This is a genomic window from Brevundimonas staleyi, from assembly GCF_041893865.1.
In the GTDB taxonomy this organism is placed as follows: Bacteria; Pseudomonadota; Alphaproteobacteria; order Caulobacterales; family Caulobacteraceae; genus Brevundimonas; species Brevundimonas staleyi.
Genome location: NZ_CP169082.1, coordinates 110,001 through 122,071 on the forward strand (window position 1 = coordinate 110,001; position 12,071 = coordinate 122,071).

Annotated in this window: 11 protein-coding genes; 5 read left to right on the top strand and 6 right to left on the bottom strand. The window is 63.5% G+C overall.

What is annotated here, in order from left to right:
• Positions 1 to 54: 54 nt before the first annotated feature.
• From merA to ACETK8_RS00630, 3 genes are all read right to left on the bottom strand, one after another.
• On the bottom strand, positions 55 to 1,485 hold the full coding sequence (gene merA, locus ACETK8_RS00620; RefSeq protein WP_374037666.1) for a mercury(II) reductase: 1,431 nt from the start codon (positions 1,483 to 1,485) through the stop codon (positions 55 to 57).
• A 187-nt stretch (positions 1,486 to 1,672) separates the two neighbouring features.
• Positions 1,673 to 1,981, bottom strand: a complete 309-nt coding sequence (locus ACETK8_RS00625) for a heavy-metal-associated domain-containing protein (RefSeq protein ID WP_312595178.1) — start codon at positions 1,979 to 1,981, stop codon at positions 1,673 to 1,675.
• Between the two features lie 22 nt (positions 1,982 to 2,003).
• Positions 2,004 to 2,405, bottom strand: a complete 402-nt coding sequence (locus ACETK8_RS00630; RefSeq protein ID WP_205678540.1) for a mercuric transporter MerT family protein — start codon at positions 2,403 to 2,405, stop codon at positions 2,004 to 2,006.
• An 81-nt stretch (positions 2,406 to 2,486) separates the two neighbouring features.
• On the opposite strand from ACETK8_RS00630, the gene ACETK8_RS00635 reads away from it, so the two are divergent.
• The 4 genes from ACETK8_RS00635 (at position 2,487) to ACETK8_RS00650 (ending at position 5,886) form a co-directional block, all read left to right on the top strand.
• The gene (locus ACETK8_RS00635) at positions 2,487 to 2,936 is read left to right on the top strand and encodes a MerR family transcriptional regulator (protein WP_088582493.1); all 450 of its coding nucleotides are present in this window, start codon (positions 2,487 to 2,489) and stop codon (positions 2,934 to 2,936) included.
• A gap of 270 nt (positions 2,937 to 3,206) precedes the next feature.
• A complete protein-coding gene (gene merC, locus ACETK8_RS00640; protein WP_287928162.1) occupies positions 3,207 to 3,617 on the top strand; it encodes an organomercurial transporter MerC in 411 nt (136 codons plus the stop codon).
• A gap of 594 nt (positions 3,618 to 4,211) precedes the next feature.
• Positions 4,212 to 4,976, top strand: coding sequence for a type IV toxin-antitoxin system AbiEi family antitoxin domain-containing protein (locus ACETK8_RS00645; RefSeq protein ID WP_374037667.1), 765 nt, complete (start codon positions 4,212 to 4,214; stop codon positions 4,974 to 4,976).
• Entirely contained in the window at positions 4,963 to 5,886 is a 924-nt protein-coding gene (locus ACETK8_RS00650) for a nucleotidyl transferase AbiEii/AbiGii toxin family protein (RefSeq protein ID WP_287928164.1), read from the top strand. The genes ACETK8_RS00645 and ACETK8_RS00650 overlap by 14 nt, the downstream gene beginning before the upstream one ends.
• Positions 5,887 to 5,981: 95 nt before the next feature.
• Here the strand turns inward: ACETK8_RS00650 and ACETK8_RS00655 are convergent, their stop codons facing one another.
• Together ACETK8_RS00655 and ACETK8_RS00660 are read right to left on the bottom strand one after the other, a co-directional pair.
• Entirely contained in the window at positions 5,982 to 7,871 is a 1,890-nt protein-coding gene (locus tag ACETK8_RS00655; RefSeq protein WP_287928165.1) for a UvrD-helicase domain-containing protein, read from the bottom strand.
• The gene (locus ACETK8_RS00660) at positions 7,868 to 9,859 is read right to left on the bottom strand and encodes an ATP-dependent nuclease (protein WP_316627265.1); all 1,992 of its coding nucleotides are present in this window, start codon (positions 9,857 to 9,859) and stop codon (positions 7,868 to 7,870) included. Before ACETK8_RS00660 ends, ACETK8_RS00655 begins: the two co-directional genes overlap by 4 nt.
• A 374-nt stretch (positions 9,860 to 10,233) precedes the next feature.
• On the opposite strand from ACETK8_RS00660, the gene ACETK8_RS00665 reads away from it, so the two are divergent.
• Positions 10,234 to 10,860 (top strand): hypothetical protein, encoded by a 627-nt coding sequence (locus ACETK8_RS00665; RefSeq protein WP_374037668.1) that lies wholly within the window; start codon positions 10,234 to 10,236, stop codon positions 10,858 to 10,860.
• 10 nt (positions 10,861 to 10,870) lie between these two features.
• On the opposite strand, the gene ACETK8_RS00670 is transcribed toward ACETK8_RS00665, so the two are convergent.
• Positions 10,871 to 12,060, bottom strand: a protein-coding gene (locus ACETK8_RS00670; protein WP_249341170.1) for an IS3 family transposase whose coding sequence is annotated in 2 segments (ribosomal slippage) — positions 10,871 to 11,808 and positions 11,808 to 12,060 — 1,191 coding nt in all. Because the reading frame shifts where the segments join, the coding sequence is not laid out codon by codon here.
• Between the last annotated feature and the right edge of the window lie 11 nt (positions 12,061 to 12,071).

Genomic DNA, 12,071 nt, shown 5'->3' on the forward strand with positions numbered 1-12,071 from the left:
ACTGGCTTCGCCAACCCGACAAGTGGCGAAGTGGAAAGCATCCGGTCGTGCCCCTCAACCGGCGCAGCAAGAGAGTTTGCTGACGTCCTTGTTGAACGTCAGCGCGGCCAGCTTCAGGCCCTCGACTGTCGTGAGGTAGGGGAAGATCGTGTCGCCCAACTGCTCCACTGTCATTCCGCACTTGATGGCCACCGCCGCCGTCTGGATGCTGTCCGCCCCTTCAGGCGCCAGAATGTGCGCGCCGAGGAGTCGCCGCGTGCCGCGATCAGCCACCAGCTTGATGAGCCCACGCGTGTCCCTGGCCGCGAGCGCGCGAGGAACGTGATGAAGGGTGATCATCGAGGTCTGCACATCGTGACCGGCCGCGCGGGCTGCGGCTTCCGTCAGTCCCACCGTCGCCACCTGCGGATCCGTGAAGACGACCGCCGGCATGGCGCGATTGTCGTAGACTTGGGTGTCGCCGTTCAGGGCGTTCCGGGCAGCCAGTCGCGCGCCGTAGGCGGCCATATAGACGAACTGATCCGTGCCGGTGACATCGCCTGCGGCATAGACGCCCGCGCGCGTCGTGCGCATCCGGTCGTCGATGAAGATGCCTCCCGTTGGCGAGATCTGGATCCCCATCTCGGGAAGCCCCAGCCCATCGGAGTTGGGAACCCGGCCCGTTGTGATCAGAACATGCTCAGCGGTGGTCACCCCGGGGCCACCGGACTGCGTGAAGCTGAGCGCCACGCCCTCGCCGGACGGGTCGATGGACCCGTAGACTGCCCCCGCCACGACTGTGACGCCCTCGTCCATGAGATAGCGTTGCAGCGCCTGGCTGATTTCGGGTTCCCCCTCAGGCAGTAGCCGGGAGCGGCAGGCGATGGTGACGTGGACGCCCGCCCGGCTGAACATCTGGGCCAGTTCCACCCCGATATAGCCGCCGCCGATCACCAGCATCGATCGGGGCAGGGCCTCCAGTTCGAGCGCGGTCGTGCTGGTCAGATAAGGCACGGATTCGATGCCGGGGATCGCTGGAACCCCCGGACGTGAACCGGTCGCGATGATCACCTTGTCCGCAGTCAGCCGGACGCCGCCGACCTCCACGCCGCCCTCGACGAGTCTCGCCGCGCCTTCGTGGTAGGTGATGGCGTCATAACCCTGCAGCACGTCCTGGTACTTTGCCTGGCGAAGGTCGTCGACCAGTCTGTCCTTCTGGCGAACCGTCCCCGACCAGTCAGCGATGGCAGCCGACGCCCGGACGCCGTCGAAGCGGCTCGCGGCCCGGGCCTGGTGCAGGGGTTCGACGGCGCGGATCAGAGCCTTGGACGGCACGCAACCGACGTTGACGCAAGTGCCGCCTATCGTTCCGTCTCCGACGAGCGCGACCCGAGCGCCCTGTTCCGCCGCCGTGATGGCGGCCGAGAACCCGGCCGACCCCGCCCCGACCACGACGAGATCGTAAGTCTTGGCGATATCCCGTGAGGGCGTGCAACAATCACTCATACGGTCCGGATCCTTCTAAATAGACTCTGCCGCGAACAAGGCGACGTCAAACCCGACGTTGCCCGGCTTGCGTCGGATAGCGGCGAGAGCTGGATGTCATCACGAGCGTCTGCTGACGCGGAGACTGGCCGCGCGAAAGTTGGTCGAATATCGGCCTCGAGGCGTCACAACCGGACGCCGGCAGCCCCTATCGGCGCGCCTGAACACGGGCAGGATAGCCGGCCCTGGTCGACGCGAGCGCCAAGGCGGCCGGCGTCACCCGAGCGTCATCGTAGGTCACCACCGCCACGGCCTGTCCAGTCCCGCCCGAGGTCACGGTGACGGTCACCGCTTCAACGCCGGGCAGGCGCGAGATGGTGCGACGGACGATGGGCGCGCACGTCACGCAGGACACATTGCTGACGTCGAGCCTCACCGTGCGTTCGGCGGCTTGGGCGGCATCGGCGGTCATGAGAGCCGCCGCGAAAACGAGGGCGGTGCGGATTGAAAGGCTCATGATCGAAGTCTCCGGGAAATACTCAGGCGCCGATCAGCAGCGGCGCGACATAGGGGAATGCAAGAGCGAGGGCGACAAGCAGGGTCGCCGTCCAGAGCGCGATCTTGACGAGGCGGGTCGAGGCTGGCCGGGTGCAGTTCACGTCTTCGTCGCAGGAGGCCTGCGGCTGACGGTAGACCCGGTAGAAGCCGAGGCTCACCAAGACCACGGCGGCGGCCACGAAATAAAGATGGTAGGGGGCCAGCGCCGTGACATTGCCGATCCACGCCCCGCTGATCCCGAGCGCGAACAAGGCCAAGGGCAATACGCAGCAGGAGGTCGCGCCGATCGCGGCGGCAAGTCCTCCGACAGCAAGCCACCCGCGAGCGTTGGGTTTGTCGGTAAGCGCCGGATGTCCGCCGAGTTCTTGCTTGCCGTCTGCCATTGACACTCCTCACGCCTTCACGGGTCGATACACACAAGGTAGGGTCTGTAGTCACTACAGATACAAGGGGTAAAACGCTTCATGGACAAATCGGCCCTGCGGGATACGGCCCCACAGCTTCCTATCGGCGAGTTGTCCCGGCGGACCGGGGTCAACATCGAAACCGTGCGCTATTACGAGAAGATCGGCCTGATGCCCGCGCCTGCTCGCAGCGAGGGTGGGCATCGCCTCTATGGCCGCGGCCATCTGCTCCGGCTGAATTTCGTGCGCCGGGCGCGGGAGCTTGGGTTCACGCTGAATGAAATAAGGGATTTGCTTGAACTGGCCGAGCAGCGCGATCTTCCGTGCGCGGAGGCACGCGTGGTCGCCGCCGCCCATCTGGGCGATGTCCGTTCAAAGCTGGCTGCCCTGAGGAAGATGGAAAAGGTGCTGGTCGATATGGTCGCTCGCTGCGCCGACGGGGCCACGCCGGATTGCCCGATCCTGGAGGCCCTGTTTGATTCCGAGGCCGCAACCCGGCCGGCGCCGTAACTAGGCCCCTGCCCGCCCGCAGCTTTCAGGTTCGGACCTTTGTATCCCGCCTCATCCAGGGTTCTGGCGGCTGATCTCTGGCGCTGTTCCATGACGGCGAGCCTCGCCTCGCCACGTCACGCAATCGACTCGGCGGATTTTGCAAAGACGAGAACGCTCTTGTATCTGTAGGGACTACAGACCCTACTCGGTTGTCCGAGAGGATCGACACCAGCGCGCTCAACACTTGCTGGGCTCAGATCGCCATATTCCAGCTCACCGAGGAAAAGCATGCCGGACCAAGAACCCATCACCCGCGCGGCTGACAAAGCGGGCGTAGTCGGCGCGATTGTTGCGGCTATGGGCTGCGCGGCGTGCTTTCCGGCACTCGGCAGCTTGGCCGCGGCTTTGGGTCTAGGGTTCTTGAGTCAGTATGAAGGGGTCTTCATCCGCTACCTGCTCCCTCTGTTCGCGGTCATCGCGTTGACGGCCAACGTAGCCGGCGGGATGCGTCATCGGCGATGGTCAAGAATGATCCTCGGCATGGTCGGACCTCTGCTGGTATTGGCGGCCGCCTTGCTGATGGCGAGCTTTGGCTGGCCGACGGCCTGGCTCCTTTACCCAGGTCTCGCATTGATGATCGCCGTGTCGATCGGGGATCTGGTGTCCCCGCCGAAAAGGAGTTTCGGCGGCGTGGCTTGACTTCCCTCTCCCCCGGTAAGACGAGCAGATGGCCTCTGGTCGCAGGATCACACCGCTGCCACCTCATCGTTTGCCACAACAAGATCGGTGGCCGAGGAGATTCAGCGCGCTGAGCCATCCCCGTGAATCTGCAGGATTTACAGACCCTATCTCCGTTCCGACGCGATGCGGCCGACATGGTTACGCGAGCTTAGACCCGGAGAATGGTGTGAGTGATCAAACCCTAGCAGTTTCCGTGGCGTTCTTTTTCCAAGGCTCCTGCCGAACCGAAGGCCACGTCGCTTGGCACGTGTTGGCTATTTGTCGGCCGACTGCGCTGGCATCTGAGCGACGATCCGGTTCGAGCGCCTGCAGAGCGGATTGGTGAGCGTTTCAGTCCCAAGACCTAAGCTCGGGGCGACGCGCCGGTATCAATCCCGCACCAGAGTTTGACTTTGAGCGCACTAAGACACTGATGGTGTTCCAATATGCCGAATGGCAAACCAATATGTTTGACAATCTTCATATTAGGACACTATAAGTGTTCAAATGCTAGGAAAGCTAAACAAGCTCGAACGTATCCTCCCGGAAGGCCTTCTGGTCGATTCCGGCTGGATGAACGAGAACGGCTATCCCAATTCTCTCCGTGCCAAATACGTCGCTTCGGGGCGACTGGAACGGACTGCGCGCCGGGTCTACCGCCGTCCGCGCGGAACCCTCGACTGGCCGACAGCCGTTCTCTCGCTCCAGGCCCTCCTCGACTATTCCATTGTGATCGGAGGCCGCACCGCGCTCGAGTTGCAGGGCTATGCCCACTACCTTCCTGCCGCCCGCAAGGAAGTTCATCTCTATGGCGACGAGACCCCGCCGACCTGGCTCGCCGACCTGCCGCTGGACGTAGAGTTCAAATATCACCCGTCCCAAAGGCTCTTCCGGAACGCCCGATACTTCGAGGTCGCCCGGCTCCGCGAGGACTCCAGCGAAACCGGCCTCCTGGCGGACTGGGCCCGCGCCGCAGTGGTGGACACCCCCCTGGGCCACTGGCAATGGCCCTTGCGCCAATCGACGCCCGAGCGCGCCATCCTCGAACTTCTGGACGAATTGCCGGATCATGAGAGCTTCGACCAGGCGGACCAGTTGATGGGTGCCTTGGCCACCCTCAGCCCGCGACGGCTCCAGCGTCTGCTCGAGGATTGCATGAGCGTGAAGGTCAAACGCCTGTTCTTCTATTTCGCCGACCGGCACGGTCACGCCTGGCTCAAAGCCCTCGACCGCAGCACGATCGATCTGGGCAGCGGCAACCGTGTGCTCGTCAGGAGCGGCCGCCTCGACCCGACCTACAGGATCACCGTGCCGAGGTCGCTCGATGCCGGTCAGTGACGTCTACGCCCGCCAAGTCCGCCTTCTCGTCCGCACCCTTCCGCTAGTGTTCCAGGAACCCTGCTTCGCCCTGAAGGGCGGCACCGCGATCAATCTGTTCGTTCGCGATCTGCCGCGTCTGTCGGTGGACATCGACCTGACCTATCTCCCCGTCGAGGATCGTAATGCGTCTCTCGCCGCGATCGATGCGGCCCTGAGGCGGATCGCCGACGAGGTCGAACAAGCCCTGCCGGGATCTGTCGTCGTCCGCGGCAAGGGCGGAGCCCAGCCTGTGATCGACAAGCTGCTTGTTCGGGCCGACGGGGCGGTGATCAAGGTGGAGGTGACGCCGGTCCTGCGCGGCGTGGTGTTCGAGCCCGAAGTCCGTCCGGTTTCAGCAGCGGTGGAAGAGCGCTTCGGCTATGCGGAGGCACGGATGGTCTCCCATGCCGATCTCTATGCCGGCAAGATCATGGCCGCGCTGGACCGCCAACATCCTCGCGATCTGTTCGACGTCCGCGATCTGCTGGCCAATGAGGGGATCACGCCGGCACTGCGACAGGCCTTCGTGATCTATCTGGCCAGCCACCACCGGCCCATGGCCGAGGTGCTCCGCGCCAATCCCAAGAATCTGGCCCAGGAGTTCGAACGCGGCTTCGATGGGATGACCGAAGACCCGGTGGACCTCCAGGACCTCATCGCTGCGCGCACAGCCCTGATCACCGCCATCGTCGATGACATGCCCGAGGCCCACCGCGCCTTCCTGATCGGGTTCAAGGCCGGCGCGCCTGACTGGGACCTCATCGGCCTGCCCGACGCCGCCGACCTCCCCGCCGTGCGCTGGAAGCAGTTGAACCTCGACCGCCTGGAGCCCGACCGACGCGCGGGCATGGTCGAACGGCTTCGACAGACTTGGCCGCAATCAGTCTGACAATACCACCAGACCGCAACATGCTCACTGACTCCGAGGTTCGGACGCTATGAGCAACTGACGCAAACGGTCGTTTCGGTGTCTGCCCGAGCGGTCTAGATGGAAATTTCCGGAACGCCAGCCTGCCCTAGGAGCGCGTAGAGTTCGGCTACCTTTGATCGTTGGCCACGTTGCTGGCAGAACGCAAAGATGGCCCGCTGCTTCGCTCGGGAGAGGGCGACGAAAAACGCGGCGAGGCCCTCTTTGTCGCCGGGTTTGTGCGCCCACCAAGCTTGGTCGTCGAGACCCATGAAGACGATCGTGTCGTACTCAAGCCCCTTGCTCTTATGCACGGTCATCAGAGGTATCTGATCGAGACCTTCGAAGGCATCCAAGCACTCGGACCAGGTCGATACCCCGGTCGCCGATGCCATCAGGTGCTGCAGGACCCCTTCAACGACGATCTCGAGAAGACTGCCTGCTCCATATTCAACATAGGTTCTTTGAACGGCCGCGGGATCGAGGAAGGTCAACACGGCCTCTGCGATGTTAACCGCCGCCTCCGCCGAGGGCGCGGTTTCAGTCATGTCTTTCCTAAGCCCGGCCAGAAAACGGGACAGAGCGGCTTCAGCCCGGGCGTCCGCAGCATCGTCGCCGGGCGGGATCGCTCTCAGCGCCGAGACAGCGGCGGATAGATACTGCCAGGCCGCAGGCGAACGCTGGACAGATCCGAGCCTCAGCGCAGCGACGACGAGCCGGCAGAGGCTGTCTGACAGCAGGTCCTGAAGCGGGACTTTGCCGACCAGCGCGCTTTCGTTGCGAATGCGCAAGCCGCTCGCGGCCATCGGCGCGCGGAGTTCGGTGTCCACCGCCTCCGCCTTCTGCTTGACGAGGATCGCATAGTCGCGTGGGCGACGTCCCCTCCGCGTCATGTCGCTGGCCAACCACGTCGCGAGATGGCGCGTTTCTTGAGCGCATGTCGGGCTGTTCCAAATCTGGGCCACGTCGCCGTCGATAAGTTTGCCTGTCTTGGCAACGACCTGTGGCGACGATGGGTCGAGGGCGCGTGCGACGACATGCTGGATGGCGACGAGATCCGGTGAAGAACGAAAGTTGAAGAGCAGCGGCACCCGCAGAGCGTGGAAGTCTGCTTCCAATCGGGCGAAGGCGTCTGGTCTCGCGCCGGCCCAGCCCATGATCCTTTGTTTGTCGTCTCCGACGCCGGTGATAACGGCGCTGCTGCCCCTGAAGACCGAATAGAGGAAATCATACTGAGCGAAGGTGGTGTCCTGAAACTCGTCGACGAAGATGAAGGGATAGGTGGCGCGGAGTGCGTTCGCGATCTGAGGATTTGATCTCAGAAGCAGCTCGGCCATGCGGTTCAACGTGACGAAGGTCAGGTTGGATGGATCTCCCGCACCCCGTTGCTCTGACCACCACCTTGTCGTCGCAAACTCAGCCCCGGATCGCGGTTCCGGGTGAGGAACGAGCATGCGTCTGGCCCCCACCGTTCGACCCTCGAAACTCGAAGGACCGATTTCCTCGATCTCGGCCTTCCATGGCTCTGGCGCCGCTAGCCGTGCTCGAGTGAGCCAATAGTTGGTCGACTTGTAATCCCAGAAGGCAATCTCATAGGGCTTCGTCGGGCGCCATTCTGCGGGAATTGCGGTGTGAAATCTGTCGACCAGGTTCTTGGTGAAGGCGTCGAACGTGATCGACGTGAACCGATCCGAAAACTCCGCAGGGCATCGCTGTTTGACGCGGTCCGCCAGATTGCCGGCGGCATCGCCCTTGAAGGAAATGGCCAGGATCTGGAAAGGCGGGCGGCACAGGCCTGTTTCCAGCAGATAGGTCGCCTTCTGAGCGAGGAACTCTGTCTTGCCCGCGCCAGGGCCTGCAACCACCGAGGTCGATCCCGGGTGGCGGAGCGCGGTCCACGCGGCGGGTTCGAGGGCATCGATTCCGCGCGGCCTCCAGTCGTCTGGCGCGGTGAACCGTAACGTCATGATGTTAGCGATACGGTCAGAGTCCCGGGCGCAGCCGGCGGTGGGGGATCGAGCTGGACCGCGACGGCGCCGAGCAAGGCCTTCAGTTCCTCGGGAGCCGCCGAAGCGAGGGCCGGACTGTCGAGACCGCTCAGAACCCGCACATGCGTGCTTGGCTTGCCTCGCCCCAGAAAGAGGTACCGATACCAACGCAGCAGGCTGTCCTGGCTGGAGTCGTAGAGGGCGTGATTGCCGCCGTCGCCTAACACCGAGTCCCGCGGCTCCCCGGCGGCGGACGGTCCGGAGCGCCCAGGCTCTGGCGACGAATAGGCGGCTTGCAACGCCATCAGCATCGAGTAGTCCAAATCCAGCGGCTCACAGAAGAAGACGTTGAACCTTCGAAGAGATCGCGCCCACGTCTGAATGTTTGTCCAGTTCGCGGCGGCGAAGGTATCGAAGGCCGCCAGGTCGGCCGAGGGGCCCGCCGGACTCGGGCTTTCGAAAAGTTGGTCAGGCCGAACGCCGTTTTCCATCAGCTGCGCGCAGACGGTCTTGATGCGCCCCCAGCCCCCGCCCGCACGACCGTAATCCAGATCCAGAAGGGTCGCGTGCGGAATGTCCAGATCGACAAGCAGCCGCCACAGGTGGTTGACGTGGCGGCCCCCAAGGGGAACCACCGCCACGAAAGACCGATCGATGTCCAGGCCAAGGGCCTCGGCGAGGCGCGGGAGCACCACCTCTTCGGAGGCGCCTTCGCCGAGGATCACGAAACGGGCAAAATAGAGCTCGGGGTAGGTGCGCACAGCCTCGCGAACGAACTTCGAAGCCTCGTCCGCGATCGGAGGCAATCGGATCCCTCTCACGCGGCAGGCGCGGGTTTTCGGGTCGAGACGGAAATGACGGACTTGCTCGGGCTTCACCCGCGCCAGAATGCTGGGCGAATGGCTCGAGAGCATGGCTTGAGCCCGTGACCCTGCGGTCAGTTCCTGGATCTGTCGGACGATACGGGAGAGGTAAAACGGCGCGAGATTGTTTTCTGGCTCTTCGACGGCGATCAGGGTCAAGGCGGGAACGCTGATGCCGCCGGACTGAAATCCATCAGGGCGGGGATCCGTCGCCAGGTTCGATTCTACGTCGAGCGTCGCCGCAGTCATGGCGAGGTGGAACAGGGATCGCTGGCCGTCACTCAACTCATCGAGACCACGTTCGCGCCCTGCCTCGTCGGGGCGGAACAAGACCTCAGCCTTGCGGATGGACTGTTCGAACCGGAGATCGATAGGCCGAAACACTGGCGTGGAGTCCGTGCCTGCGGTGTGGACCTGCTGCCATCGCCTGGTGACTGCTGCGACCACGGCGTCTACCGCCGGCTCGCCGGAGAACGCGTTGTTCAGGGCGGAGCCCGCCGAAGCGAACGTCGTCCGCGTGCCTTCCGACCAGTTGATCGCCCGCCACAAGCGTCCACGCAAAAAGGCCGTCACCTGCGAGATGCCGTCGCGCGAGGCCGGTACATAGATGAGCTGGATTCTGGCTCTATCTTTGGGTTTCAGGTCCGAACACTCAGCGTCCGTAAAGGCGCCCATCGTCCGAACGGCGCGATAGGTGTGTTCGATCGCCCCATCGATGGAGCCGTCATCCGTCCAAATCCCCTCCATCCTCAAGCGACATTTCATTCTTCCGCTGTCGTCCGTGGCCATCTGAGAGAAGAACTCAGGAACGGCGGACGCGTCCGCTAGCGGATCGTCGAGCTCCGGAAAGGCCAAAACCGCCTCTATTGTGAACCGGCGCTCGTTGGGCGGATTCACTTCGGCAGCCGGGACATGAAAGTCTTGTCGCCGAAGCCTCCGTTGGTCCGGCGTAACGCCGAAGAGCCGCTGAAGCGCAAGCATAACGGCGGTCTTTCCTGCACCGTTCACGCCGACGAAGGCGGTCAATCCTTCATCGAGAAGGATCGGGACAGGGTTTTGTCCGAAGCATCGGAAGCCGGAAACTTCGAGTCGTTCGATGTGCACGACGCCACTCCCCTCGACGCGACGCGCTGAGGTGCCGCAACCTTTACCTGCGGCTTGTTCTGGCCGCCCTTGCCAGGCCCGACAAGGGGTTATCCTGAGCCATTAGCCTGTGACGTGATGGTGTGGACGACCTCCACCTGACCAGCTTTTCTGGGCACCCTCACCGGAACCACACGCCAAGCTACGTCGATCAACAAAAAGCCCGCCATCTCTGGCGGGCTTTCCGTATTCCATCGACGATGAGGGGAGGCTTTCGCCCGCGTGTCTCAAAGCCAGTGGCGAACAGGTGGGGTTTTAGAGCGAAAGTGTCAACTCGAAAGTGAAAGTCCGTCACTCCGTCGACAACCCCGATCATTGCCGCCTACGTTAGCGTAATGCCTTTCACGCCGCAGGAAATAACTGATCTGCCGGACGTCATATCGGCACCCCGTTTTGCGACCTATCTGCAGGCCAAGCAGGGGCATGTCGACCAAGCGTTGGAACTTTACGCTTGGAATATGGAAGTCTCCGCAGCCTTTATGGTGCCGCTTCACCTGTGCGAGGTGGCCATCCGCAACGCGGCGGCGGACGCCATCGAGGCGGTCCATGGCGCCAACTGGCCTTGGGTGAACGGTTTCATCAGGAGCCTGCCCGTTCCTAGGCGGCAGACAGACTACGATCCCCAGCAGAATCTTCGGACGGTCGCCGGGCGTCAGCCAACTGTGGGCAAGGTCGTCTCAGAGCTCAATTTCGCGTTCTGGGAAAAGGTGTTCACTCAGGGACAGGACAGCCGGATCTGGGACGCGCATCTGCGCACCGTCCTTCCTGGAATCCCTGCGGGTCTGACCGTGGCGCAAGCGCGCGCGCAGATATTCCTCGACCTTGAGAGGATTCGGAAGTTCCGGAACCGGATCGCCCATCATGAGCCGATCTTCGCCCGCAACCTTCAGAACGATTATGCCTCGATCCGGGAACTGGTGGAGTACAGGCGGGCAGAGGCGGCGAACTGGCTGGTGACGTGACCCCCGTTTCTCATCCAGCCATAACGAGAGTCCTTTGGTGATCTGAACTGGGGTTGGTGGGGTTGGCAAGAGGCCGGTCAGCGCAGCCTCCAACCAGCGCAGCGGACCGGCCGATCTTTCCGCTGAGCGCATCTGCGTAGGCCTGCGGCGTCAGCCAGCCGAGCTTCGAGTGCGGCCGGGTTTCGTTGTAGTCGCGCCGCCAGGTTTCGAGCACCGCACGGGCGTGCGGCAGGGATCGGAACAGCGTCTCGTTCAGCAGCTCGTCACGCAGACGGCCGTTGAAGCTCTCGTTGAAGCCGTTCTGCTGAGGCTTGCCCGGCGCGATGTAGTGCCAGCCCACACCGGCGTCGTCGGCCCAGGCCAGGATGGCGTTGGACGTGTATTCCGTGCCGTTGTCGCTGATGATCGTCTCGGGTCGCCCGCGTCGCAGGATGATGGCGTCCAACTCGCGCGCCACCCGTCGCCCTGACAGCGAGGTGTCGGCGACGAGCCCGAGGCACTCGCGGGTGCAGTTGTCGATCACCGTCAGGATGCGGAAGCGCCGCCCGTCCGTCATCTGGTCGGACACGAAGTCCAGCGACCAGCGCTGGTTTGCGACCAGAGGAATCTCCAGCGGCCGCCTTGTGCCCATCGCGCGTTTGCGCCCGCCGCGCCGACGCACCGTCAGCTTCTCCTCGCGGTAGATCCGCTGGACACGCTTCTTGTTGACCGCATGGCCCTCGCGCCGGAGCATCACGTGCAGACGTCGATAGCCGAACCGCCGACGCTCCTGGGCCAGGGCCTTCAGCCGATCGCGCAGGGCGCCGTCGTCCGGTCGCGTCGCCTGATAGCGCACGCTCGTCCGGTCCACGCCCAGCACCCGGCAGGCCCGCCGTTCGCTCATCCCGTAAGCCGACTGCAGGTGCGCCGCCGCCGCTCGATGCGCAGCGGGCGTCACCACTTTTTTCCCAGCAGATCCTTCAGCGCGACGTTGTCCAGCATCGAGTCCGCCAGCATCCGCTTCAGCTTGGCGTTCTCCTCTTCCAGCGCCTTCAGCCGCCGGGCCTCCGACACGTCCATGCCGCCATACTTGGCCTTCCATTTGTAGAAGGTCGGCGAGCTCAGCCCGTGCTTCCTGCACAGATCCGCCACCGGAACACCGGCCTCCTGCTCGCGCAGGATCCCGATGATCTGCTCTTCCGTAAACCGTGATCGCTTCATTCTGTCCGTCC

Excerpts from the sequence above, each read along its gene's own strand:
- merA (WP_374037666.1), bottom strand. The coding sequence starts at position 1,485 with ATGAGTGATTGTTGCACGCCCTCACGGGATATCGCCAAGACTTACGAT.
- ACETK8_RS00625 (WP_312595178.1), bottom strand. The coding sequence starts at position 1,981 with ATGAGCCTTTCAATCCGCACCGCCCTCGTTTTCGCGGCGGCTCTCATG.
- ACETK8_RS00630 (WP_205678540.1), bottom strand. The coding sequence starts at position 2,405 with ATGGCAGACGGCAAGCAAGAACTCGGCGGACATCCGGCGCTTACCGAC.
- ACETK8_RS00635 (WP_088582493.1), top strand. The coding sequence starts at position 2,487 with ATGGACAAATCGGCCCTGCGGGATACGGCCCCACAGCTTCCTATCGGC.
- merC (WP_287928162.1), top strand. The coding sequence starts at position 3,207 with ATGCCGGACCAAGAACCCATCACCCGCGCGGCTGACAAAGCGGGCGTA.
- ACETK8_RS00645 (WP_374037667.1), top strand. The coding sequence starts at position 4,212 with ATGAACGAGAACGGCTATCCCAATTCTCTCCGTGCCAAATACGTCGCT.
- ACETK8_RS00650 (WP_287928164.1), top strand. The coding sequence starts at position 4,963 with ATGCCGGTCAGTGACGTCTACGCCCGCCAAGTCCGCCTTCTCGTCCGC.
- ACETK8_RS00655 (WP_287928165.1), bottom strand. The coding sequence starts at position 7,871 with ATGACGTTACGGTTCACCGCGCCAGACGACTGGAGGCCGCGCGGAATC.
- ACETK8_RS00665 (WP_374037668.1), top strand. The coding sequence starts at position 10,234 with ATGCCTTTCACGCCGCAGGAAATAACTGATCTGCCGGACGTCATATCG.